This is a genomic window from Rhodococcus sp. I2R (assembly GCF_020889545.1).
Taxonomy (GTDB): Bacteria; Actinomycetota; Actinomycetes; order Mycobacteriales; family Mycobacteriaceae; genus Rhodococcoides.
In genome coordinates, this window is the sequence record NZ_JAHUTG010000008.1 from 104,782 (window position 1) to 129,026 (window position 24,245).

21 protein-coding genes are annotated in these 24,245 nt (G+C 64.1%); 10 read left to right on the top strand and 11 right to left on the bottom strand.

Annotation, left to right across the window (positions count from 1 at the left end; all coding sequences use genetic code 11):
• Positions 1 to 5 precede the first annotated feature (5 nt).
• Genes KVY23_RS10385 through KVY23_RS10415 form a run of 7 tightly spaced genes read right to left on the bottom strand, consistent with a single transcriptional unit; the run spans position 6 to position 6,410 of the window.
• The gene (locus KVY23_RS10385) at positions 6 to 413 is read right to left on the bottom strand and encodes a metal-sulfur cluster assembly factor (RefSeq protein WP_230556338.1); all 408 of its coding nucleotides are present in this window, start codon (positions 411 to 413) and stop codon (positions 6 to 8) included.
• The gene (gene sufU / locus KVY23_RS10390) at positions 410 to 913 is read right to left on the bottom strand and encodes a Fe-S cluster assembly sulfur transfer protein SufU (RefSeq protein ID WP_230556339.1); all 504 of its coding nucleotides are present in this window, start codon (positions 911 to 913) and stop codon (positions 410 to 412) included. The genes KVY23_RS10385 and sufU overlap by 4 nt, the downstream gene beginning before the upstream one ends.
• Positions 913 to 2,187 carry a cysteine desulfurase gene (locus KVY23_RS10395; RefSeq protein WP_230556340.1) on the bottom strand — a complete coding sequence of 425 codons (1,275 nt, stop codon included), beginning with the start codon at positions 2,185 to 2,187 and terminating at the stop codon, positions 913 to 915. Before KVY23_RS10395 ends, sufU begins: the two co-directional genes overlap by 1 nt.
• A 2-nt stretch (positions 2,188 to 2,189) precedes the next feature.
• The gene (gene sufC / locus KVY23_RS10400; RefSeq protein WP_230556341.1) at positions 2,190 to 2,966 is read right to left on the bottom strand and encodes a Fe-S cluster assembly ATPase SufC; all 777 of its coding nucleotides are present in this window, start codon (positions 2,964 to 2,966) and stop codon (positions 2,190 to 2,192) included.
• A 29-nt stretch (positions 2,967 to 2,995) separates the two neighbouring features.
• Positions 2,996 to 4,219, bottom strand: a complete 1,224-nt coding sequence (gene sufD / locus KVY23_RS10405) for a Fe-S cluster assembly protein SufD (protein ID WP_230556342.1) — start codon at positions 4,217 to 4,219, stop codon at positions 2,996 to 2,998.
• Positions 4,216 to 5,661, bottom strand: coding sequence for a Fe-S cluster assembly protein SufB (sufB, locus tag KVY23_RS10410; RefSeq protein WP_206510651.1), 1,446 nt, complete (start codon positions 5,659 to 5,661; stop codon positions 4,216 to 4,218). Before sufB ends, sufD begins: the two co-directional genes overlap by 4 nt.
• Positions 5,658 to 6,410 carry a metalloregulator ArsR/SmtB family transcription factor gene (locus KVY23_RS10415; RefSeq protein WP_230556432.1) on the bottom strand — a complete coding sequence of 251 codons (753 nt, stop codon included), beginning with the start codon at positions 6,408 to 6,410 and terminating at the stop codon, positions 5,658 to 5,660. Before KVY23_RS10415 ends, sufB begins: the two co-directional genes overlap by 4 nt.
• Before the next feature lie 270 nt (positions 6,411 to 6,680).
• Here KVY23_RS10415 and mptB point away from each other — a divergent pair, with 270 nt between their 5' ends.
• Genes mptB through KVY23_RS10435 form a run of 4 tightly spaced genes read left to right on the top strand, consistent with a single transcriptional unit; the run spans position 6,681 to position 11,155 of the window.
• A complete protein-coding gene (gene mptB / locus KVY23_RS10420; protein WP_371829769.1) occupies positions 6,681 to 8,342 on the top strand; it encodes a polyprenol phosphomannose-dependent alpha 1,6 mannosyltransferase MptB in 1,662 nt (553 codons plus the stop codon).
• Positions 8,339 to 9,283, top strand: a complete 945-nt coding sequence (locus tag KVY23_RS10425) for an ABC transporter ATP-binding protein (RefSeq protein WP_206510652.1) — start codon at positions 8,339 to 8,341, stop codon at positions 9,281 to 9,283. The genes mptB and KVY23_RS10425 overlap by 4 nt, the downstream gene beginning before the upstream one ends.
• Entirely contained in the window at positions 9,280 to 10,080 is an 801-nt protein-coding gene (locus KVY23_RS10430; RefSeq protein ID WP_230556343.1) for an ABC transporter permease, read from the top strand. Before KVY23_RS10425 ends, KVY23_RS10430 begins: the two co-directional genes overlap by 4 nt.
• A 55-nt stretch (positions 10,081 to 10,135) precedes the next feature.
• Positions 10,136 to 11,155, top strand: coding sequence for a heme A synthase (locus KVY23_RS10435; protein ID WP_230556344.1), 1,020 nt, complete (start codon positions 10,136 to 10,138; stop codon positions 11,153 to 11,155).
• A gap of 114 nt (positions 11,156 to 11,269) precedes the next feature.
• Here KVY23_RS10435 and KVY23_RS10440 read toward each other — a convergent pair whose 3' ends face one another.
• A complete protein-coding gene (locus tag KVY23_RS10440; protein WP_230556345.1) occupies positions 11,270 to 11,647 on the bottom strand; it encodes a hypothetical protein in 378 nt (125 codons plus the stop codon).
• A 71-nt stretch (positions 11,648 to 11,718) separates the two neighbouring features.
• On the opposite strand from KVY23_RS10440, the gene KVY23_RS10445 reads away from it, so the two are divergent.
• Positions 11,719 to 12,684 (top strand): quinone oxidoreductase, encoded by a 966-nt coding sequence (locus KVY23_RS10445; protein ID WP_230556346.1) that lies wholly within the window; start codon positions 11,719 to 11,721, stop codon positions 12,682 to 12,684.
• A 65-nt stretch (positions 12,685 to 12,749) separates the two neighbouring features.
• Here KVY23_RS10445 and KVY23_RS10450 read toward each other — a convergent pair whose 3' ends face one another.
• Complete coding sequence (locus tag KVY23_RS10450) at positions 12,750 to 13,784, bottom strand: heme o synthase (protein WP_230556347.1); 1,035 nt, start codon at positions 13,782 to 13,784, stop codon at positions 12,750 to 12,752.
• A 316-nt stretch (positions 13,785 to 14,100) separates the two neighbouring features.
• Between KVY23_RS10450 and tkt the strand changes: the two genes are divergently transcribed.
• Genes tkt through pgl form a run of 5 tightly spaced genes read left to right on the top strand, consistent with a single transcriptional unit; the run spans position 14,101 to position 20,532 of the window.
• The gene (tkt, locus tag KVY23_RS10455; protein ID WP_230556348.1) at positions 14,101 to 16,200 is read left to right on the top strand and encodes a transketolase; all 2,100 of its coding nucleotides are present in this window, start codon (positions 14,101 to 14,103) and stop codon (positions 16,198 to 16,200) included.
• A 3-nt stretch (positions 16,201 to 16,203) separates the two neighbouring features.
• A complete protein-coding gene (gene tal / locus KVY23_RS10460; protein WP_075838680.1) occupies positions 16,204 to 17,328 on the top strand; it encodes a transaldolase in 1,125 nt (374 codons plus the stop codon).
• 3 nt (positions 17,329 to 17,331) lie between these two features.
• On the top strand, positions 17,332 to 18,888 hold the full coding sequence (zwf, locus tag KVY23_RS10465; protein ID WP_230556349.1) for a glucose-6-phosphate dehydrogenase: 1,557 nt from the start codon (positions 17,332 to 17,334) through the stop codon (positions 18,886 to 18,888).
• Positions 18,885 to 19,793, top strand: coding sequence for a glucose-6-phosphate dehydrogenase assembly protein OpcA (gene opcA / locus KVY23_RS10470; RefSeq protein WP_230556350.1), 909 nt, complete (start codon positions 18,885 to 18,887; stop codon positions 19,791 to 19,793). The genes zwf and opcA overlap by 4 nt, the downstream gene beginning before the upstream one ends.
• Positions 19,786 to 20,532: a 6-phosphogluconolactonase gene (gene pgl / locus KVY23_RS10475; protein WP_230556351.1), complete on the top strand. Its 747-nt coding sequence runs from the start codon at positions 19,786 to 19,788 to the stop codon at positions 20,530 to 20,532. The genes opcA and pgl overlap by 8 nt, the downstream gene beginning before the upstream one ends.
• Before the next feature lie 440 nt (positions 20,533 to 20,972).
• Here pgl and ppc read toward each other — a convergent pair whose 3' ends face one another.
• Both ppc and secG read right to left on the bottom strand, forming a co-directional pair.
• On the bottom strand, positions 20,973 to 23,795 hold the full coding sequence (gene ppc, locus KVY23_RS10480) for a phosphoenolpyruvate carboxylase (protein WP_230556352.1): 2,823 nt from the start codon (positions 23,793 to 23,795) through the stop codon (positions 20,973 to 20,975).
• Between the two features lie 57 nt (positions 23,796 to 23,852).
• Positions 23,853 to 24,086 (bottom strand): preprotein translocase subunit SecG, encoded by a 234-nt coding sequence (secG, locus tag KVY23_RS10485; RefSeq protein WP_075838675.1) that lies wholly within the window; start codon positions 24,084 to 24,086, stop codon positions 23,853 to 23,855.
• Between the last annotated feature and the right edge of the window lie 159 nt (positions 24,087 to 24,245).

The following is a 24,245-nucleotide window of genomic DNA, read 5'->3' on the forward strand; positions in this document are numbered from 1 at the left end:
CTGTGTCAGACGGTGAAACCGAGCGCCCTGAGCTGCTCACGCCCGTCGTCGGTGATCTTGTCCGGCCCCCATGGCGGCATCCAGACCCAGTTGATCTTGAGGTCGGCGGCAAGGCCACTTCGAACCAACGCACCACGCGCCTGATCCTCGATGACATCGGTCAGCGGACAGGCCGCCGAGGTCAGGGTCATGTCCACGGTCACGATGTCCTCGGCGTCGATCTTGATGTCGTAGACGAGTCCGAGATCGACGACATTGATGCCCAGTTCGGGGTCGACGACGTCGCGCATCGCCTCCTCGAGATCTTCGAGGACCTTGATCTCCTCCATAGACAACTCGGCTGGAGTCGATTCGGCTGGGCTGGATTCGGCTGGAGTCGATTCCGTCGGCTGTGTTTGCTGCGTTTCGGTCATGTCCACTGTCCTCCGGATCGTGCGGATTCCTCGTCGTTTTTGCGCCCTGTAGATCCTGCAGGGGCCTCCACTATGCGAACAACCGCATCCTTGAAAGCCATCCATCCCAGAAGTGCACACTTCACACGAGCCGGATACTTCGATACTCCGGCGAATGCAATTCCGTCTCCGATGACATCGACGTCACCGTCGACGCTACCCCTGCTACCCACCATCGCACTGAACGCGTCGACGACAGTCAACGCCCGCTCGACTGGTAGGCCCACCACCTGGTCGGTGAGGACCGACGTCGCTGCCTGACTGATCGAACAGCCCTGACCGTCGTAGGAGACGTCGGCAACGATTCCGGCGTCGTCGATGTGGACCCGCAGGGTCACTTCGTCGCCGCAGGTGGGGTTGACGTGGTGAACCTCGGCACCGAACGGTTCGCGCAGACCGCGCCCGTGGGGATGCTTGTAGTGATCGAGGATCACCTCTTGATACATCTGCTCCATACGCATCAGACGGACGCTCCGCTCAGGAAGAACTGTTGCGCCCGCTCGATGGCCGCGACGAGCACATCCACCTCGTCGAGTGTGTTGTACAGCGCGAAGGACGCCCGTGCCGTGGCTGCGACATCGAAACGCCGATGCAGTGGCCAAGCACAATGGTGTCCGACACGAATGGCAACCCCATCGTCGTCGAGGATCTGGCCGAGATCGTGTGCGTGGACGCCGTCCACGACGAACGACACCGCGGATCCTCGCTGGACGTTGTCGGTCGGCCCGATCACCCGCACGCCGTCCAGCGAGGCGAGCTTGTCCAGCGTTTTCGCCACCAGCGCGTGCTCGTGTGCGGCGATGGCGTCCATACCCACCCGCTCGAGGTATCGCACTGCCGCGCCCAACCCGACCACCTGGCTCGTCATCGGAACGCCGGCCTCGAACCGCTGGGGAGGCGGGGCGTACGTGGACTTCTCCATCGTGACGGTTTCGATCATCGAACCACCCGTGATGAACGGCGGCATCGAGGCGAGCAGCGCGGCTTTCGCGTAGAGCACGCCGACCCCGGACGGCCCGAGCATCTTGTGCCCCGAGAACGCGGCGTAATCGACGTCCAATTCGTGGAAGTCGACGCTCATGTGCGGAACCGATTGACATGCGTCGAGCACCACGAGCGCCCCGACGGCGCGTGCCCTCCGGACCAATTCCTCCACCGGTGCGACTGCGCCGGTGACGTTCGACTGGTGGGTGAACGCAAGAACTTTCACCGCGTCGGTCAGCTCGAGCGAATCGAGGTCGATGCGGCCTTCGTCGGTGACGCCGTACCAGCGCAACGTCGCTCCCGTTCGCCGCGCCAGCTCCTGCCACGGCACCAGGTTCGCGTGGTGTTCGAGTTCGGTGATCACGATCTCGTCACCCGGGCCTACGTGACGGTCGAACCTGTCGTCACCGAGAACGTGAGTGACGAGATTCAACGCTTCCGTAGCGTTCTTGGTGAAGACGATCTCGTCGACGTGCGCACCGACGAATGACGCAATCGCAGCGCGGGCGTCCTCGTAGGCGTCCGTCGCCTCCTCGGCGAGCTGATGCGCCCCGCGATGCACCGCCGCGTTGCACGTGAGCAGGAAATCACGTTCGGCATCGAGCACCTGAACGGGACGCTGCGATGTCGCTCCGGAGTCCAGATAAACGAGGGGCTTGCCGTCCCGGACCGTTCGGCCCAGGATCGGGAAGTCCTTCCGTATCGATGCGACATCCAACGCAGTGTCCGAAGAAGCTGCAGGTGCAGCCATGATCACGCTCCCGTTGTCGCGGCCTCGGTGAACGCGGTGTAGCCGTTCGACTCCAGCTCGTCAGCGAGTTCCGCGCCACCGGACTGGACGATCTTGCCGCCGACGAACACGTGCACGAAGTCGGGCTTGATGTAGCGCAGGATCCGCGTGTAGTGCGTGATCAGCAAGACGCCGCCGTCTTCGCGCTCCCTGTACGAGTTGACGCCCTCGGAGACGACCCGCAGAGCATCGACGTCGAGACCGGAGTCCGTCTCGTCGAGAATTGCGATCTTCGGCTTGAGCAATCCGAGCTGAAGGATCTCGTGGCGCTTCTTCTCGCCGCCGGAGAAGCCCTCGTTGACGCTGCGCTCAGCGAACTCGTCCTTGATGTCGAGCTCAGCCATGGCCGCCTTGACCTCTTTGACCCAGAGCCGCAGCTTCGGTGCATCGCCGCGAACAGCGGTGGCTGCGGTGCGCAAGAAGTTGGACATCGACACCCCCGGCACCTCGACCGGGTACTGCATCGCGAGGAACAGGCCGGCCCGCGCGCGCTCGTCGACGCTCATCTCGAGCACGTTTTCACCGTCGAGGGTGATGGTGCCCGAGGTGACCTTGTACTTGGGGTGACCCGCGATCGCGTACGACAGCGTCGACTTCCCGGAGCCGTTGGGTCCCATGATGGCGTGTGTTTCGCCGGACTTCACCGTCAGATCGACACCGTTGAGGATGTTGATCGACTCGGCGGTGACATCGGTGTTGGCGACGCTGACGTGCAGGTCGCGGATTTCGAGCGTGGACATGAAATTCCTTAGCAGTCTCGTGTGATGACTCAGGCGCCGGTGATGGCGAGTTCGGCCTCGATCGCGGCGTCGAGGCGCTCGCGGACCGCGGCAACGGGGATGCGGTCGATGATCTCGTGGAAGAAACCGCGCACGATCAACCGGCGCGCCGCCGACTCGGAGATCCCGCGTGCCCGCAGGTAGAAGAGCTGCTCGTCGTCGAATCGCCCGGTCGCGCTGGCGTGACCGGCCCCGAGGATCTCCCCGGTCTCGATCTCGAGGTTCGGTACCGAGTCGGCACGCGCCCCATCGGTGAGCACGAGGTTTCGGTTGAACTCGAAGGTGCTGGTGTCCTCCGCCTCGGCTCGGATGAGCACGTCGCCGATCCAGACGGTGCGGGCATCGACTTTGCCGGGGCCCGTTTCGCCCTGCAACGCACCCTTGTAGAGCACGTTGGACTTGCACTTGGGCGCAGTGTGGTCGACGAGGAGCCGCTGTTCGAGGTGCTGCCCGGCGTCCGCGAAATAGACACCGAGCAGTTCGGCGTCACCACCCGGGGCGTCGTAGTGCACTGTGGGGCTCACGCGAACCAGATCGCCGCCGAGGCTGACGTTGTAGTGACGCAGCATCGCATCGCGGCCGAGCCGCAGATGATGCGCTCCGACGTGCACGGCGTCGGACTCCCAGTCCTGGATCAGCACGACCGACAAGTTCGCGTTGTCACCGAGGACGAACTCGATGTTCTCCGCATATGTACCGCTACCGACCTGGTCGATGACAACGGTGGCCTTCGCGAACGCACCGAGGCGCACCTGGAGGTGCCCGAAGGCGACGCCGTCGACGCCCGGTCCGGTGACCGTGATCTGCACCGGCTCCTCGACCTCGGTCTCCGTTCCCACGGACACGACCGTTGCCTGGCCGAAGAACGAGTACGCCTGCGCGGCAATACGATCCGCCGGGACACCGGCAACGCCGAGGCGTGCGTCGTCACGACCGACCGTTTCGACCGTCACACCGTCGGTGGCAGCAACCGCGATGTCGGCTTCACCGGTGGCAACCGCCGAGCCGTCGTGCAAGCCGCGGAGTCGACGCAACGGAGTGAAGCGCCAGAGCTCGTCACGTCCCGACGGAATCTCGAAGGCATCGACGTCGTAGGAGGTGAACTGCGCGCCCTTGTTCGGAACCAGCTTCGACTTGTCTTCTCTTGCGCCGACGACCGTGCTCGGGTTCTCCGAGGCAACAGCGCCCTGGACTCCTGTAAGTGGGTTGCTCAACCGACCGATCCTTCCATCTGGAGCTCGATGAGCCGGTTGAGTTCGAGCGCGTATTCCATGGGGAGTTCACGCGCGATCGGCTCTACGAACCCGCGGACAACCATGGCCATCGCCTCGTCCTCGGTCAGACCGCGACTCATCAGGTAGAACAGCTGATCGTCGCTCACCTTGGACACGGTCGCCTCGTGACCCATCGAGACGTCGTCCTCACGGATGTCGACGTAGGGGTAGGTGTCCGAACGCGAGATCGTGTCGACGAGCAGGGCATCGCACTTGACCGTCGAACGGGAGCCGTATGCGCCCTTGTTGATCTGAATGAGACCGCGGTAGGAGGTACGACCGCCACCTCGGGCGACCGACTTGCTGACGATGTTCGAGGACGTGTGCGGCGCCAGGTGCAGCATCTTCGAACCCGTGTCCTGGTGCTGGTCCGGGCCGGCGAACGCCACCGAGAGAACTTCACCCTTGGCGTACTCCCCCGTCATCCACACCGCCGGGTACTTCATGGTGACCTTGGAGCCGATGTTGCCGTCGACCCACTCCATCGTTGCGCCTGCCTCAGCCTTGGCGCGCTTGGTGACCAGGTTGTAGACGTTGTTCGACCAGTTCTGAATGGTCGTGTAGCGGCAACGGCCGCCCTTCTTGACGATGATTTCCACCACGGCGGAGTGCAAGGAATCCGACTTGTAGATCGGCGCAGTGCAGCCCTCGACGTAGTGCACGTAAGCGCCCTCGTCGACGATGATCAGCGTGCGCTCGAACTGACCCATGTTCTCGGTGTTGATCCGGAAGTAGGCCTGCAGCGGGATGTCCACGTGTACGCCCGGCGGGATGTAGATGAACGATCCACCGGACCACACCGCGGTGTTCAGTGCGGAGAACTTGTTGTCGCCTGCGGGGATGACGGTGCCGAAGTACTCGCGGAACAGCTCCGGCTGCTCCTTGAGTGCGGTGTCGGTGTCGAGGAACAACACACCCTGCGCCTCGAGATCCTCACGGATCGAGTGGTAGACCACCTCGGACTCGTACTGAGCGGCGACACCGGAGACCAGGCGCTGCTTCTCCGCCTCGGGGATGCCGAGCTTGTCGTACGTGTTCTTGATGTCCTCCGGCAGGTCCTCCCACGTCGCAGCCTGCTTCTCGCTGGAACGCACGAAGTACTTGATGTTGTCGAAGTCGATTCCGTCGAGGTTGGAACCCCAGTTCGGCATGGGCTTGCGATCGAAGGTCTTGAGCGCCTTCAGGCGCGCCTCGAGCATCCACTCGGGCTCGCTCTTCTTGTCGGAGATGTCTCGAACCACTGCCTCGGAAAGACCACGCTTCGCGCTCGATCCAGCAACATCGGAATCGGACCAGCCGTAGCCGTACGTGCCCAGGGACGCGATGGTCTCGTCCTGAGTCATCGGCGATGCGGGCGCCACCTGATCGGGTGTGACAGTCATGCGAGCTCCTTCCGGAGGCTTGTGCGCGTGCCGGTGCGAGGCTGCGCACCGGGAGTTGCTGAGTTGGAAGTGGTGTTCAGCGGTACGTGCGTCGTGCAAGCGCAGTCGCCGTTCGCGATGGTCGCGAGACGTTGCACGTGTGTTCCCAGCAGATCGGAGAATGCCTTACGTTCCGCGTCGCACAGTTCGGGAAACTCCGATGCGACATGCGAAACGGGGCAATGATGCTGGCAGATCTGGACGCCGTTGCCGACGACGCGTGTGGAGGCAGCAAACCCGGCGGCCGTGAAGGCGTCGGCGATTCTTTCGGCGGTCTGCTCGACATCGGCCGGACGACCACCGCCTGCAGGCTCCACGTCGGCGACGATGGCGTCGACGCGCTCTCGTGCGAACGTCTCGATCGCGGCGTCACCGCCGATGATGCGCAATTGCCGCATTGCGGCACCCGCCAGATCGTCGTAGGTATGCCCGAGCCTGCTTCGGCCGATGGCGGTGAGTTGAAAGTGCTTGGCCGGGCGACCTCGTCCGCGACGACGAAGTGCTGCCGCCGGGGCTATGCGCGCCTCCCCGTTGTCGATCAGTGCGTCGAGGTGACGTCGAACACCGGCTGCGCTGAGACCGAGCCGTGTTCCGATGTCAGATGCGGTGATCGGGCCCTCTTCGAGCAGCAGCGCGACCACTGCTCCTCGTGTCTGGCCGTCGTGGGCGTTGGACCCTGTGTGACCTGCGACAGCCCGCGTCTGCCGCAAGGCGTCTGCACCCACATGACGCTGAACGTCGGCATCGACGTCCCCGCGCGTGGAACTGGCTGATGTTTTCACAACACCAGTGTGACGGAATTACGCAGAGCGGTCCAGCAAGGGTGCCCTTCGTCGTCGGCGCTGCCAAGGACCGGAGTCCGCACCGTTACGCTGCCAAGCGTGCCACCGACCGCAGACGATCAGAACGCCGGGACATCGCCGACGCCGTCTGCGGTTCGACCGGAGGCGAGCACCGCTCCCGTTCGCACCGCGTCGCGCCTGCAACAGCTGACTCGACCGGTCAGTCGCCTCATCGGCCTCGATCCCGACCAGCGGCAATCGAAAGTGTCGATCCTGCACGGTGACGAGCACGAATCACCCGGCCTGAACGAAACCGAGACTGTGCAACTGCGCAGAGTCCGGCAGTTCGGTGCGGCCGGAGCAATCCTCATGGCTGTAGGGGCGCTCGGGGCGGGCGCCCAGCCCGTGCTGCAAAACCCCGTGGTGGGCATCCGGATACTCAGCCTTCCCTCACGTATGGCGAGCACGGCGCTGACGGTGACAATGACCGGCACCGTCATGGTGGTTCTCGCATGGCTTCTACTCGGCAGATTTGCGGTCGGGCGCCTTCGTCACGGCCCACCGCGAAGACTGACCCGGTCGCAGCTGGACCGCACTCTGCTGCTGTGGATCCTGCCGCTGTGTGTTGCGCCGCCGATGTTCAGCAAGGATGTCTATTCCTATCTCGCGCAGAGCGAGATCACCGCGCGGGGACTCGACCCCTACCAAGTGGGTCCCGCCGGCGCACTCGGGGTCGACAACGTGCTGACCCGGACGGTGCCCAACATCTGGCGCGACACCCCGGCGCCCTACGGTCCGCTGTTTCTGTGGATCGGCCGCGGCATCACCTGGTTGACCGGCGAGAACATCGTGTCCGGGATCTTTCTCCATCGCATTCTCGCGCTTGCGGGGATCGCCTTGATCGTCTGGGCGCTACCCCGGCTCGCACGTCGATGCGGCGTCGCGGCAGTCAGCGCACTCTGGCTGGGAGCAGCCAACCCCCTGCTGCTCTTTCACCTCGTCGCCGGCATCCACAACGAAGCCATGATGATCGGGTTGATGCTCGCCGGAACGGAATTGGCTCTGCGGGCGATCGAACCCTCCGCGCCGATTCGCCGCACTTCCCTGTGGTTGCTCTTGTCCGGGGTGGCGTTGATCGCACTGGCGGCCACGATCAAGATTCCAGCGTTGCTGGCACTGGGATTCATCGGCATGGCACTCGCGCGTCGATGGGGTGGATCACTTCGGGCGGTACTGACATCGGCGGCTCTGCTGGCCGCGATCGCTGTCGTCGTCATCGGCGGAGTAAGTGTCGTCAGCGGCCTCGGTTTCGGGTGGATCAATACCTTGAACACCGCCAGTGCGGTCCGAAGCTGGATGTCGCTACCCACGATTCTGGGACTCGGCACCGGTTTCGTCGGAGTTCTCCTCGGCCTCGGAGATCACACCACTGCAGTGTTGAGTCTCACACGACCAATCGCTGCCGCAGTAGCCGGATTCATCGCGGTGCGCATGTTGGTCGCAGTATTGAAGGGTCGCCTGCACCCAGTGGGGGCACTGGGTGTTTCGCTCGGTGCGCTCGTACTCCTCTTTCCCGTCGTACAGCCCTGGTACCTACTCTGGGCCGTCATTCCTCTTGCGGCGTGGGCCACCACACGGGCATTCCGCGGGCCAGCGATCGTGGTCTCGTCGATCGTGAGCGTCATCCTGATGCCCAACGGGAGCGAGTATCTGCCGTTCCAGATCGTTCAGGCCGCGGTGATGACGATTCTGACCATCGGAATCCTGTTCCTGGCAACACGGTCGTCTCTACCGTGGCGCCCGCACACCGGACCGTCGACACCGGACCGGGTCGGTGGGGAATACGCTGGTTCCTCGTGATCGCCCAGGCGCCGAAGTCGGCGCAGCCCGCAGTCCAGGTAACCGACGTCCGCAAGTCGTACGACGGGGTGCCCGCGGTCGACGGGCTCGGGTTCATCGTGGAACAGGCTCAGGTGCTTGCGCTCCTCGGTCCGAACGGCGCGGGAAAGACCACCACCGTGGAGATGTGCGAGGGGTTCGTCACGCCGGACTCGGGTTCGGTGCGGGTGCTCGGCCTCGACCCGATCACGCAGTCTTCCCAGCTCAGGCCACGTATCGGCGTGATGCTGCAGGGCGGCGGGGCCTACCCAGGCTCGAAGACCGGGGAAATGCTGCGACTCGTGGCCTCGTACTCGGCAAACCCGCTCGATGCCGATTGGCTGCTCGACTGCCTGGGACTCGAGCAGGCAGTGCACGTTCCGTACCGGCGACTGTCCGGTGGTCAGCAGCAGCGCCTCGCCCTCGCGTGCGCAATCGTCGGCCGCCCCGAACTCGTCTTTCTCGACGAACCGACCGCCGGCCTCGACGCCCAAGCGCGACTGCTCGTCTGGGAACTGATCGATGCCCTTCGTCGAGACGGTGTCAGCGTCCTGCTGACCACGCACCTGATGGACGAAGCCGAGCAACTGGCCGACGAACTCGTCATCATCGATCACGGGAAGATCGTCGCCTCTGGCACCGCATCGGAGTTGACCAAACAGGGCGCGGAAGGTCGGCTGCGATTCACCGCGCCACCCGGACTCGAACTCTCGCTACTCGATGCAGCGCTTCCCCCCGGCTATCGCCCGGTCGAGGAAACCCAGGGCTCGTACGTCATCGAGGGTGTCATCGAGCCACACGTTCTCGTCACCGTCACCACCTGGTGTGCCGAGCAGAATGTCCTGGCCACCGAACTGCAGGTCGATCAACGACGATTGGAAGACGTGTTCCTCGAGCTGACCGGCAGGGAGTTGCGGAGATGACCTCGCGCAAGGATGTCCGTCTCGCCGACAGCCGGTTCGCGGCCGGACAGTTCACACCCGCGCCGCGGGCGAGTTCGCCCGTGGCCATGCTGTCGGCGCAGTCGGCCCTCGAACTGAAGTTGCTGCTGCGCAACGGTGAGCAACTTCTCCTCACCTTGTTCATCCCGATCACCCTCCTGATCGGACTGACTCTGCTGCCACTGGGGGCGATGGGCGATCACCCCGTCGACCAGGTCGTTCCCGCTGTCATGATGGTCGCGGTGATGTCGACGGCATTTACCGGCCAAGCTATCGCGGTGGGGTTCGACCGTCGTTACGGTGCGCTGAAAAGGCTCGGCGCCACCGCGCTGCCCAAATGGGGCATCATCGCGGGCAAATCGACGGCTGTACTGTCCGTCGTCATTCTGCAATCGGTGGTGCTGGGCGCGATCGGTGTCGGCCTCGGCTGGCGGCCGGCCCTGGAAGGGCTACTCCTCGGCGCGATCGTCATCGCCCTGGGAACAGTCACCTTCGCGACCATGGGTCTGCTGCTCGGCGGCACACTACGCGCAGAAATCGTGCTGGCTCTGGCGAACATCCTCTGGTTCATCATGTTGGGCATCGGCTCGCTCGTCGTTCTTGCGGACGATCTCCCGATGGCCCTGCACTCCGTAGCCAGAGTTGTTCCGTCCGGTGCGCTCGCCGAGGCACTCGGTCAGGCCGTCGAGGGGTCCTGGGACTGGTTCGGCGTCGCTGTTCTCACCGGCTGGGCAGTGCTGTGCGGATCGATGGCCGTGCGAACCTTCCGCTTCGTCTGATCGCGCATCCGGGGTCAACGACGCCGTGTAGTTGTGCGGCGATTACCATCGCTAGGTGCTGTATCGAGCGTTCTTGAGCCTTGTCGACCGGTTGCCGTTGCCATCGCTGCGGACCCAGAAAATGCTGGCGATCATCGTCATTCTCACCCAGGGCGGTATCGCGGTGACGGGCGCGATCGTGCGAGTAACGGCGTCGGGCCTCGGCTGTCCGACCTGGCCACAGTGCTTTCCTGGCAGCTTCACCCCGGTCGGAGTGGCCGAGGTTCCATTCCTGCACCAGGCAGTCGAGTTCGGCAACAGACTGCTCACCTTCGTCGTCGTGCTCGCTGCCGCAGCTGTCGTGTTGGCGGTGACTCGGGCGCGCCGACGGCGCGGGGTCCTGTGGTTCGCCTGGTTCATGCCGCTCGGTACCGTCCTGCAGGCGATCATCGGCGGATTCACCGTGCTGACCGGTCTGCTGTGGTGGACCGTCGCCATCCACCTCGTCGTCTCGATGGGAATGGTGTGGCTGGCGACCCTGCTGTATTTCAAGGTGGGTGAACCAGACGAGGCAACGGTTGTCGTGGGCACAGTTCCCGAACCGCTGCGCTTGCTCACTGGACTGTCGGCCATCCTGCTCGCGGGCGTTCTCGTGGCCGGCACGACGCTGACCGGAGCCGGGCCACATGCGGGCGACAAGAGCATCGAGGAGCCGGTCCCCCGCCTCGAGGTGGAAATCGTCACCCTTGTGCACCTACATTCCCAGCTGCTCGTGGGCTACCTGGCACTACTGGTAGGACTCGCTTTCGCCCTCTACGCGGTGCGGGCACCCGAACCGATCACCAAGCGCCTGAAGATTCTAATCGGGGTCGTCCTCGCACAGTCACTGGTCGGGGTCGTGCAGTACTGGACTGACGTGCCGGCCGCGCTCGTGGCGATCCACGTCGCCGGTGCTGGGATATGCACCGCCGCAACGGCTGCAGTGTGGGCCGCGTGCCGTACTCGGACCTACGGACAAGACGCCGAGGCCGCACAGAGGCCATCGGCATCGGTCGGTCCTGCAGCGGTCGGTCCTGCAACGACAGAGGAGAGGTAGCCGGTCTCCCCCTCAGATGACCGACTACCTCTCCACTTGATTCGACGCGCCGAACCGCCCAGCGGTTCCATCGATCGCCGAATTTCTTGACGAGAATGCTGCCCGGTACGACGCTTATTCTGCGAACGATGCGTTTCGTGCCGCAGGGAAGCGCTTCTGATTGGCGACCCATCCCGCCATCTTGCGGTAGTGCCCGGGCGCCGGATTGACGGAACTGACGAGCTCGCGATCCCACTCGGCTTCGGTCAGCGAGTCGACCGAAGCGAGGACAGCGCGCGCGATGACCTCGCTCTTGACAACCTGATCGCCCAGGACGCCGTCCGCACCGACCAGGGTGATCCGGTACCCGGCTCGGCCGATCGGTGCGATCACGACGCTGGCAGAGCCTCCGTGCTCTCCGACGAAGGTCTTGACTGCGGATAACACGCCGCCGGGCACCTTCACTTCTGCCGTCGCATCTTCTGCTGTGGTGTTCTTCGCTTCGGTCGCCATGAATCGACAATACCGCTCGGTAACAATGACGGCCGCACTACCCGCCGGAGTGCCGGTGTAAAAACGACACCATGCGTGCCATCGAAATTCGTGAGACCGGCGGTCCCGACGTTCTGCTCGTCGTCGATGTTCCCGATCCTGTCCCGGGGCCGGGTGAGCTCCTCGTGCGCGTGGAGGCTGCCGGGATCAATTTCATCGACACCTACTTCCGCAGTGGCCTGTACCCGCGTGAGCTTCCCTACGTTGCCGGAGCCGAGGGTGCCGGAGTGATCGAGCAGGTGGGCCCGTCGGTGACCGAATTCTGCGCCGGGCAGCGCGTGGCCTGGGCGACCGGCACCGGGACATACGCCGAAAAGGCTGTCGTACCTTCGCATGTTGCCGTTGCAGTACCGGACGGAGTCCCCGCCGACAAGGCCGCCTCCACTCTGTTGCAGGGCATGACAGCGCACTATCTGCTGGAGTCGACGTATCCGGCAGCCGAGGGCGACTCGATCCTCGTCCACGCGGGCGCGGGGGGCGTCGGACTGATCCTGACGCAACTTGCCGCCGCCAAAGGCGTGCGAGTGATCACGACGGTGTCCACCGACGAGAAGGAGGCGATCTCGCGAGCTGCGGGCGCCGCCGAGGTGCTGCGATACGACGACGACCTCGCAACGCAGGTGCGCTCCCTCACCGGTGGCGAGGGTGTCCATGCCGTGTACGACGGTGTTGGCGCGGCCACGTTCGAGCGCAGTCTCGCTTCGCTGCGCATCCGAGGAACACTTGCCCTGTTCGGCGCGGCCAGCGGCCCAGTGCCCCCCTTCGATCCGCAGCGTCTCAACGCGGCAGGCTCGCTCTATCTCACCCGTCCGTCACTGGCGCACTACATTCGCGACCGCAGCGAGCTCGAATGGCGTGCAGGTGAGGTGTTCAGAGCAGTCTCGGACGCGGTGCTCGACATCCGAGTGGGCGCGCGATATCCACTGTCCCACGCAGCCGAGGCACACAGGGACCTCGAAGCCAGGCGTACCACCGGGTCGAGCGTGCTCGTCCCATAGCCGCTCACCCGCGACACGCGCGGGCCGATATCGGGTTCAGCAGGGCCGGTCAGCCGAGCAGTCGATCAGCCGAGCAACTGTGCGAGGGTGTCCCACCCGATTACGGAGTCGACGGCCAAACCACAGAAGACCAAGGCCAGATACTCGTTGGAGAGAATGAAGAGCTTCAGCGGCCGGACCGGAGTCCCGGCGCGAACTCCGGCATACAAACGGTGCGCAACCACGAGGAACCAGATGCCGGAGGCGACAGCCACGACGGAGTAGATGATGCCCGACCCGGGCGTCAGTGCGAGCGTCGCCGCGACTGTGGCCCAGGCGTACAGAACGATGTGTTTGGTCACCTTCGTCTCGGAGGCCACGGCGGGCAGCATGGGGACGTTGGCGGCCTGGTAATCCTCCTTGTACCGGAGCATCAGGGCCCAGGTGTGCGGGGGCGTCCACAGGAAAATCACCATGAACATCACCACGGCCTGCCAGCCGATCGTCCCGGTCACAGCCGACCAACCGATCATCACGGGCATGCACCCGGCCGCGCCGCCCCACACGACGTTCTGTGAAGTCCTGCGCTTGAGCACCAGCGTGTAGACGAAAATGTAGAAGCAGATGGTCACGACCGCCAGCACGCCGGACAGCAGGTTCGTGGTGAGCCAGAGCCAGAAGAACGAGACGACACCAAGGGTCACACCGAACACGAAAGCGTGCGATACCGGCATCGCGCCGCGGGCCAGCGGCCGTTTGGCGGTGCGGGCCATGACTTTGTCGATATCGGCATCGGCCACCATGTTCAGGGAGTTCGCGCTGGCCGCAGCCAACATTCCACCGAACAGGGTGGTCAAGATCAGCATCGGCTGCACCTGACCACGATCGGCCAGCAGCATCGCCGGGATCGTGGTGACAAGGAGTAGTTCGATGACGCGCGGCTTGGTCAGCGCCACGTACGCCATGAACAGCGCCAATGCGCGCCGAGGGGCAGACTCGGCCGGTGCTGATGCCGTCGTATCGCTGACAGCATCTCCTGACTGTGTGTCACCCGCTCGGGAGGCGCCTGCCCGAGCGCCGCCTGCGAATCCGTGGCCGCCCGGCTGCTGCCCAATTCGCACTACGTCTCCTTGCACGGGCTCGACACATGAACTTTCGGGTGCGCCCTCGATATCGACCCCAACGGCCGAAAGGGCGCACTACTACAAGCGATGGTAGACGTCGCCCAGCTCCTCACCAATTCGCAGGGCACCCAAAGCCACCGCACGGGCGATGCCAGGCGGCCAGTCGCACGGTCCTTCGGCGTCCTTCGAGGACGGGGGGAAGGCACGACAGCAGGCACCAACGGAACTAGGCTGGTAGCAGGCGTGTTTTTCGATCCACCCCGATCGGGCACGCATTGACCTCAACCGCACCAATGTCAGGAGATCTCTGCTCGTGTCGATCACAGACGATATTGACGTCCTCACCACGGCGCACCACCCCAGCGACTGGACGGACCTGGATACCAGGGCGGTCGATACCGTCAGAGTCCTCGCTGCGGACGCGGTACAAAAAGTCGGCAACGGTCACCCCGGTACGGCGATGAGCCTCGCTCCACTCGCCTACACACTCTTCCAACGCACGATGCGCCACGACCCGACGGATACGCACTGGATCGGACGCGATCGCTTCGTCCTCTCGTGCGGGCACTCGAGCTTGACGCTCTACATTCAGCTGTACCTCGGCGGTTTCGGTCTCGAGCTCGCCGACATCGAAGCGCTGCGTACCTTCAGATCGAAGACGCCCGGCCACCCCGAGTTCCGGCACACCGACGGTGTCGAGATCACAACCGGCCCGCTCGGCCAAGGTCTCGCCTCGGCAGTCGGTATGGCCATGGCCTCTCGTCGCGAGCGCGGGCTGTTCGACCCGGAACCCGCACTCGGCGAAAGCCCGTTCGACCACTTCATCTACGTCATCGCATCCGACGGAGACATCGAGGAGGGCATCACCTCCGAGGCGTCGTCGCTGGCAGGCACACAGCAGCTCGGCAACCTGATCCTGTTCTACGACGACAACAAGATCTCCATCGAGCACGACACCGACATCGCCCTGTCCGAGGACGTCGCCAAGCGCTACGAGGCGTACGGCTGGCACGTGCAGGTCGTCGAAGGCGGCGAGAACGTCACCGCCATCGAAGAGGCCATCGAGGCAGCCAAAGACGTCACCGACAAGCCGTCGATCATCTGTCTGCGCACCATCATCGGCTTCCCGGCACCCACGATGATGAACACCGGCGCCGTGCACGGCGCCGCGCTGGGCGACGAAGAAGTCGCAGCGGTGAAGAACGCACTCGGATTCGACCCCGACAAGACGTTCGAGGTCACCGACGAGGTCATCGCGCATACCCGCGCGCTGCAGGAGCGCGGTCGCAAGGCACACGCGGAGTGGAACGAGGCATTCCAGGCCTGGGCCGATCGCGAGCCCGAGCGTCGCGCACTCCTCGACCGCCTCACCGCCGGCGACCTCCCCGCAGGGTGGACCGAGGTCCTCCCCACCTGGGAGCCAGGCAGCAAGGCCATCGCGACGCGCGCGGCATCAGGTGCCGTCCTCAATGCCGTCGGACCGGTTCTCCCCGAACTGTGGGGTGGCTCCGCCGACCTCGCAGGCAGCAACAACACCACCATCAAGGGCGCCAAGTCCTTCGGTCCGACATCGATCTCCACCGACGACTGGGACGCCGAGCCCTACGGCCGCACCCTCCATTTCGGTATTCGCGAACACGCGATGGGTGCAATCCTCTCCGGAATCGTGATGCACGGCCCCACCCGCGCGTACGGCGGCACGTTCATGCAGTTCAGTGACTACATGCGTCCTGCGGTACGACTGGCTTCGCTGATGGACATCGATCCCATCTACGTGTGGACCCACGACTCGATCGGCCTCGGCGAGGACGGACCGACGCACCAACCCGTCGAACATCTGGCAGCGTTGCGGGCCATCCCGAATCTGTCTGTCGTGCGACCCGGTGACGCGAACGAGACGGCCTTCGCATGGCAGTCCGTCCTCGCGAGGTCGAGCAGCAGCGGTCCAGTCGGACTCGCACTGACCCGCCAGGGAATCCCGATCCTCGAGGGCACCAACTACGAGGGTGTGTCCAAGGGCGGCTACATCCTCGTCGAATCATCGAAGGCAGCGCCGGACGTCGTCCTCATCGGCACGGGTTCGGAACTGCAGTACGCAGTCGAGGCGAGAGAGCAGCTCGAGGCTCAGGGTATAGCTGCGCGCGTGGTCTCCATGCCGTGCGTGGAGTGGTTCGAGAGCCAGGATCAGAATTACCGCGACCAGGTCATTCCGCCCACGGTCAAAGCACGTGTTTCCGTCGAAGCCGGCATCGCGATGCCGTGGTACAAGATCGTCGGTGGTTTCGGCGAAATCGTCTCGCTCGAGCACTTCGGCGAATCCGCGGATGCCAAGACGCTCTTCCGCGAGTTCGGCTTCACCGCCGAGGCCGTGACCGCCGCCGCGCAGCGCTCGATCACCAACGTGAAGGGATAAATCATGACCCAGAACAAGAATCTTGCAGACCTATCCGCGGCCGGAGTTTCCGTCTGGCTCGACGACCTCTCCCGCGACCGCATTTCCTCCGGCAACCTGCAGGAGCTCATCGACAGCAAGTCCATCGTCGGAGTCACGACGAACCCGTCGATCTTCCAGGCTGCGCTGAGCAAGGGCGAGGCATACGACGCGCAGGTCAACGAGCTCGCCGAGCGCGGCGCCGACGTCGACGCCACCATCCGTACAGTAACCACGGACGACGTTCGCAACGCCTGCGACATCTTCGCGCCGGTGTACGAGTCCTCGGCCGGAGTCGACGGACGCGTGTCGATCGAGGTCGACCCTCGTCTGGCACATGACACCGAGGCGACCATCGCCCAGGCTGTCGAACTGTGGAAGATCGTCGATCGCCCCAACGTGCTGATCAAGATCCCCGCCACCGAGGCGGGTATACCGGCAATCGCCAAGGTCATCGGCGAGGGCATCAGCGTCAACGTCACACTGATCTTCTCCGTCGAGCGGTACGAAGCCGTGATCGGCGCCTACCTGGACGGACTGGAGGCGGCCCGAGCAGCCGGCCACGACCTGTCCACGATCCACTCGGTGGCATCCTTCTTCGTCTCCCGCGTCGACACCGAGATCGACGCGCGGCTCGACAAGATCGGTACCCCCGACGCCGAGGCGCTCAAGGGCAAGGCTGCGCTCGCGAACGCTCGCCTGGCCTACGTTGCCTACCAGCAGGCGTTCGAGGTCGCTCCGCGCTTCCACGAACTCGTCGGCTCCGGCGGCCGGCCGCAGCGTCCGCTCTGGGCATCGACCGGAGTCAAGAACCCTGCCTACCCGGACACGCTGTACGTCACCGAACTGGTTGCCCCCAACACGGTCAACACCATGCCCGAGAAGACTCTCGACGCAGCGGCCGACCACGGTGCGATCAACGGGGACACCATCTCGGGCAAGGGTCCGGAATCCCAGGCGGTGTTCGACGAGCTTTCCGCGATCGGCATCGACGTCACGGACGTCTTCCTCACGCTCGAGAACGAGGGTGTCGAGAAGTTCGAGGCGTCCTGGACAGAACTACTGGAGGCCACCGGCGAGCAGCTCCGCCAAGCCGGCCAGAAGAGCTGATACGTGAACACCGCAGACTCGAACCTCAAGGATCAGGCGGAGTGGCACAACCCGCTTCGTGACCCTCGTGACAAGAGATTGCCCAGGATCGCCGGCCCGTGCAGCCTGGTCATCTTCGGCGTCACCGGAGATCTTGCTCGCAAGAAGCTCATGCCTGCGGTGTACGACCTGGCGAACCGGGGGCTCCTACCCCCCGGTTTCGCCCTGGTCGGGTTCGCACGCCGTGAGTGGGGCAAGGAGGACTTCGCGCAGGTCGTGCACGACGCAGTTCGCGATCATGCGCGCACTCCATTCAGCGAGGAAGTGTGGAGCACGCTCGCCGAGGGCTTCCGTTTCGTGCAGGGGTCGTTCGATGACGACGAGGCTTTCGACGAGCTGTCACGGACGCTGGCCGAACTCGATGAAACTCGCGGTACAGCCGGCAACCATGCCTTCTACCTGTCCATCCCGCCCGGGGCATTCCCGGTTGTGCTCGAACAGCTTTCACGTTCGGGGCTGGCCGAGGGCGACGCCGAGAAGTGGCGGCGCGTGGTCATCGAGAAGCCCTTCGGTCATGATCTGCAGAGCGCCAAGGAACTCAACGCGGTGGTGAACAGGGTCTTCCCGGAGGACACCGTCTTCCGCATCGATCACTACCTGGGCAAGGAGACGGTCCAGAACATTCTTGCGTTGCGCTTCGCCAATCAGCTCTTCGATCCCATCTGGAATGCGCACTATGTCGACCATGTCCAGATCACCATGGCCGAGGACATCGGACTGGGAGGGCGCGCCGGGTATTACGACGGGATAGGCGCAGCGCGCGATGTGATTCAGAATCATCTGCTGCAATTGCTCGCCATCACCGCGATGGAAGAGCCCGTCAGCTTCAGCCCGTCCGAACTCCAATCCGAGAAGATCAAAGTGCTCTCGGCGACGAAACTCGCGGAGCCACTGGAGGAAACGGCAGCGCGTGGGCAATACACCGGAGGCTGGCAGGGTAGCCAGAAGGTGAGCGGTCTCAAGGAAGAAGAAGGATTCGACTCCGAGTCCAGCACGGAGACCTACGCGGCCATCACCCTCGAGGTCGACACCAGACGTTGGGGCGGCGTGCCGTTCTATCTGAGAACCGGCAAGGCACTGGGACGGCGGGTCACCGAGATCGCCATGGTCTTCAAGCGGGCTCCACACCTGCCCTTCGACGCCACCATGACCGAGGAACTCGGGCAGAACGCGCTCGTCATCCGAGTTCAGCCGGACGAGGGCGTCACCATGCGCTTCGGTTCGAAGGTGCCGGGTTCGAGTATGGAGGTCCGCGATGTCAGCATGGACTTCAGCTACGGGCAAGCATTCACGGAGTCCTCGCCGGAGGCCTACGAGCGGTTGATCCTCGACGTATTGCTCGGTGAACCCTCGCTGTTCCCGGTGAACGCCGAGGTCGAATTGTCCTGGAAGATCCTCGACCCCATCCTGGATTTCTGGGCAGCAGGTGGCACTGCCGAGCCGTACGAAGCCGGGACCTGGGGCCCGAGCTCCGGCGACGAAATGATGCATCGAACCGGACGAGAGTGGAGAAGGCCGTGATAGTCGACATTCCCGCCACCACGACCGCCAAGGTCGGCAAGAAACTGGTCGAGCTACGCGAGTCGGGTGGCGCAGTCACCATCGGTCGGGTGCTCACTCTTATCGTCGCCAGTTCTGACAACGACAGAGCCGAGCGAGCGATCAGGGCTGCGAACGAAGCAAGCCGCGAGCATCCCTGCCGTGTCATCGTGCTGACCCACGGTGATCGGACGGCCGAATCGAGCCTGGACGCACAGATCCGTGTCGGTGGCGACGCCGGTGCCTCCGAGGTCGTCGTGCTTCGTCTCAACGGCGAACTGGCCGATCACGAACACAGCGTCGTGATTCCGTTTCTGTTGCCGGATACACCCATCGTTGTCTGGTGGCCGGACCAAGCTCCCGAGGTGCCGGCGAAAGACCCGCTGGGCCGCCTGGCCAAGCGTCGTATCACCGACGCCACGAACGCACCGGACACCACCGCGGCGATCAAGAGCAGGCTTTCCAGTTACACCGCCGGTGACACCGACCTGTCGTGGAGTCGAATCACCTACTGGCGCGGGCTCCTGGCCACGGCGCTCGACCAAGCACCTCACGAGGACGTCGTATCGGCCACCGTCTCGGGGTTGGCCGAGGAACCGGCCCTCGACATCCTCGCCGGGTGGCTCGCCGCCAAACTCGGCATCGAAGTGCATCGCCGAACAGGCGAGCTGAAGGTCGAGCTGCAACGCCGGACCACGAGCATCTCCCTCACCCGACCTCAGACCGGAAAGACCGCGACACTGCGACGCACCGGCCAGCCCGACTCCGAAGTGGCCCTCGCCCGACGCGGAACACGCGAGTGTCTCGCCGAGGAGTTGCGCCGTCTCGATACCGACGACATCTACGAACTGGCCCTGAACGGACTGGCGAAAGTGAGCTATGAGTAAGACTTCGGTATTGCAGTACCTGGATTCGCAGGCTCTCGTCGATGCGGCACGGTCTCGCTTCGTCGATGTTGTCACAGCAGCTCAGCAAGAACGCGGCTCGGCGTCGATCGTATTGACAGGCGGTGGCACCGGAATCTCGCTGCTAGAAGAACTACGAAAAGACTCGGGCTCCATCGACTGGGCCAACGTCGACATCTACTTCGGCGACGAACGTTTCCTCCCGGGCGGTGACCCGGAGCGAAACGAGGTGCAGGCGTCGGAGGCGCTCCTGGACCATGTGGATATCCATCCCGATCGTGTGTTTCGCATGGCAGCATCCGACGGCCCGCACGGAAACGACCCGTATGTCGCCGCCGCCGCATACGCCCAGATACTGGGGTCGCACTCGGACGGAGAGCACACGCCTGCCTTCGACATCCACCTCCTCGGAATGGGCGGCGAAGGACACATCAACTCGCTCTTTCCCCATACCGATGCGGTGCGCGAGAAGGTCCACTACGTCGTGGCGGTCGAGGATTCCCCCAAGCCGCCGCCAGTTCGAATCACGCTCACCCTGCCTGCAATTCGACGAGCCAAGCATGTGTGGCTGTTGGTAGCAGGAACTGGGAAGGCGGAGGCCGTCGCCGCCGCCGTAGGGGGTGCCGATCCGGACGACATTCCGTCCGCGGGCGCAACAGGCTCGGAATCCACCGTGTGGTTCCTCGACTCGGGCGCTGCGTCCCACCTCGGCAACGACTGACGGCCCAGGGCTGTGCGCGGCGCCGATTGCGAGATACACCGATCTCGAACTACACCGATCTCGAACTACACCGAATCGGCGCCGCCGTCGTCCGAAGCCCGACTCTGCCTGAGATCCTTGTTCCAGAGCTCGACAGCCACCGGCTGATGAGGAACCGGCTTCTGCGGTACTGGTTTCGGGGGCACAAGTGTCGGGGGCACAGGCTTCGGGGGCACAGGTGTCCCGGGCACTCCCCCGCCATCATGGCGGCTGACCCGCCCACCCCGACCTCGACGCCAGCAGCTGCGGTACGCCGTCCTGTCACGCCACGCTTGAACACTGTTCGCGCATTGCACCATCTCGAGAGCCCCCATGCGGTCGATTCACCCTTATCTGATCTTTACGCCGCGGGGCCCTGTGCGGTTCCCGCGGCGTAAAGATCACACCGCACGAGAGGTGAGCTACCCGCTGTTGCGAAGGGCAGTCGCAAGGCCGTTCATGGTGAGCAGGATTCCTCGCTTGACTCGTTCGTCCTCGTCGCCCGCACGGTAGCGGCGCAGCATTTCCACCTGCATCTGGTTCAGCGGTTCGAGGTACGGGAACCTGTTGTGCACCGACCTCTCCAACGCCGGATTGTCCTCGAGAAGCCGCGAGAACCCGGTGATCCTCAGGTACATCTCGATGGTTCTCGCGTGCTCTTCCTCGATCATCCGGAAGATCCGTATGCGCAGCTCTTCGTCCGGCACCAATTCGGCGTAACGTGCGGCGATCCCCAGATCGGACTTGGCCATCACCTGTGCCAGGTTCGAGAGCACGGTCCGGAAGAACGGCCACTTCCGGTAGAGCTCGGTGAGCTCAGCAAGCTTGGCGTCGTCGCCGTCGACCCATTCTTCGAACGCAGACCCTGTCCCGTACCAACCGGGCAGCATCACGCGGCACTGACTCCACGACATCACCCAAGGAATCGCACGGAGGTCGTACACCGAGTTGGTCGGCTTCCGCGACGCCGGGCGACTGCCGATGTTGAGCTCGCCCACCTCCGCCACCGGTGTAGACGTCCGGAAATACTCCACGAACCCGGGTTCTTCGTGGACCAACCTGCCGTACGCGGCACGCGCCTTCTCCGCCAGTTCGTCGAGCACCGCATACGCGGGCTCGGCGCTGTCTCCGAGACCCTCGACGTCGAGCAACGTGGACTCGAGCGTTCCGGCCACGAGCGACTCGAGATTGCGGCGCGCCATCGACGGTTCTGCGTACTTGGCAGCAATGATCTCGCCCTGCTCGGTCAACCTCAGCGAACCTTGGACCACCCCCGGAGGCTGCGCAAGGATCGCGTCGTAACTGGGGCCGCCGCCGCGACCGACGGTGCCGCCGCGGCCGTGGAAGAGCCGCAATCTGATTCCGGTCTTGCGTGAGGCCTCCAGCAAGTCCAGCTCGGCACGGTAGAGCGCCCAGTTCGCTGCCAGGTAGCCACCGTCCTTGTTGGAGTCGGAGTATCCGAGCATGACCTCCTGATTCATGCCGCGTCCGGCGACCAGTGCCCGATAGACCGGGACATCGAGAGTCGCAACAAGGGTGTTCGCGCCCTGCTGCAGATCCTCGATCGTCTCGAAGAGCGGAACCACACCGACCGTCGAGGTCGGCGCGGACCCGTCCGCACCCGGATCGAGAATGCCCGCTTCCTTGAGCAGCACCGCCGCTTCCAACATGTCGCTGACCGACTGGCACATGCTGATGATGTAGTTCTGAATGGTCTCCGGCCCCAGGTGATCGATTGCGATCTTGGCGGCACGAACGATCCCCAGCTCTTTGACGGCCAACTCGCTCAGTTCGGCGTCAAGCGCGACGAGCGGTCGCCGCGTGGACAACTCCTGGGACAAGACAGCCACCCGCTCGTCCTCGTCCAGCGACAAATAGTCGGCATGTACCCCGGCCCAGGCCAACATTTCCGCGACCACGATCTCGTGGGTTTCGGAGTTCTGCCTCATGTCTAGCGCCTGCAAATGGAAGCCGAAAGTTTCGACCGATCGACGCAGCGAGAGCAGTCGGTCGTCGGCGATCAGCGCGTCACCGTCCGCCCGCAGCGCCCGGTCGAGCGTGTCGAGGTCGTCGAGCACTTCCTGGGGTGTCGAATACGGCGTCGATCCGATTTCCAACCCGGCCACCGGAACCGAGTCGAGCACGGAGGCCGCGGTAGCGGTCAGCCTGGCTCGGACACCCCGTACTGCCACCCGGTACGGCTCGTCGTCTCGCTTGTCGTTCGGATCACCGGAATGGCTTGCAAGCGTGAGAAGTTCGTCTGTGACGGCAACGAGCCGAGCAGACATCGACAATTCCTTCTCGAGAGCGACCAGCTCCTCGAGATAGTGCGAGAACGCAACGTGGCCGGCCTGATGGGTCGCCGTGTGGACAACGTCGGCCGTGACGTTCGGATTGCCGTCGCGATCGCCGCCGATCCACGATCCTGGGCGCAGAATCGGCCTCGACAGCAGGTCTTCCTCGGGCCACCGCTGGCGTAACGCTGCGCGCACGTCGGCGTTCAGGGCGGGGATGACCTCGAACAGTGAAGTCTCGAAGTACCGCAGCCCGACCTCGATCTCATCCTGAATTCGCAAGCGCGACAGACGAATCAACGCTGTTTCCCACAGCGTCAGGATCTGTCGCCTGATCTGAACATCGACGGCGGCGAGTTCGGTGGACGCGAGGCCAGTCGAGGTCGCTGCTGCCACCTCCCGGCGACGCATCAGTTCGGTGATCTTCGACTGGACGTCGAAGATCGTGCGCCGACGTGTCTCAGTCGGATGGGCGGTGATGACCGGCGAGACCAGGGCGTCGGTCAGACCTTCGACCACTTGCTCACGCGTGAGCGCGGCAGCGTCCAGCTTGAGCCACGTGGCATCGATACTGCTGTCCTGCGGCGGGTCCTCGCGCTGCAGATGTATCGCCCGACGACGCTCTCGGTGAAGGTCCTCGGCGAGGTTCGCGAGCAGGGAGAAGTGACTGAATGCGCGGATCAATGGAATCGCGCTTGCGATCTCGAGGTCGGCATAGATGCCGAGCGAATCGTCGCGACCGACCTCGGCGCGGCGCACTGCGAAAGATTCGACGCGGGCGCGTTCGATCAGATCGAAGACATCCTCGCCCTCGTGTTCGCGAACGATATCGCCGAGAATCCCGCCGAGGTAGCGAATGTCCTCGCGCAGTGGCTCCGTCAGCTCCCGGCCCCGGGTCGTGGGAGTGACGAACGCGGGAGATCCAGCCGATTCGGAAGGGGTTTTGCTCATATGACGATTATCGTCGAACATCTACCCAGGCGCAGTCCGGGACCGAGCCCTATCGGGTCAGGAGTACTTGATCTCCAAGCCGATACCGAGAATGGCGATCAACCACACGACAGCGGTGAAGACAGTGAGACGGTCGAGGTTCTTCTCCACCACGGTGGAGCTGGAGAGCGACGACTGAACACCACCACCGAACAGGCTGGACAGGCCACCTCCCTTGCCGCGGTGCAGCAGCACCAGCAATATCAGCGCCAGGCTGGTGATAACCAGCAGAATATCCAGGAACAGTGCCATATCCGCCTCACATCGATTCAGCTCACAACCTGTGTCAGCGTACCCGTACGACGAACACTGCCGCGCCACCACCTCGGGGGTGACGGCGCGGCAGGTACGACGGGCACGTAAGAAGCAGTCCGATTAGGGTCAGCTTCTCAACGCAGCAATGCTGCGTCA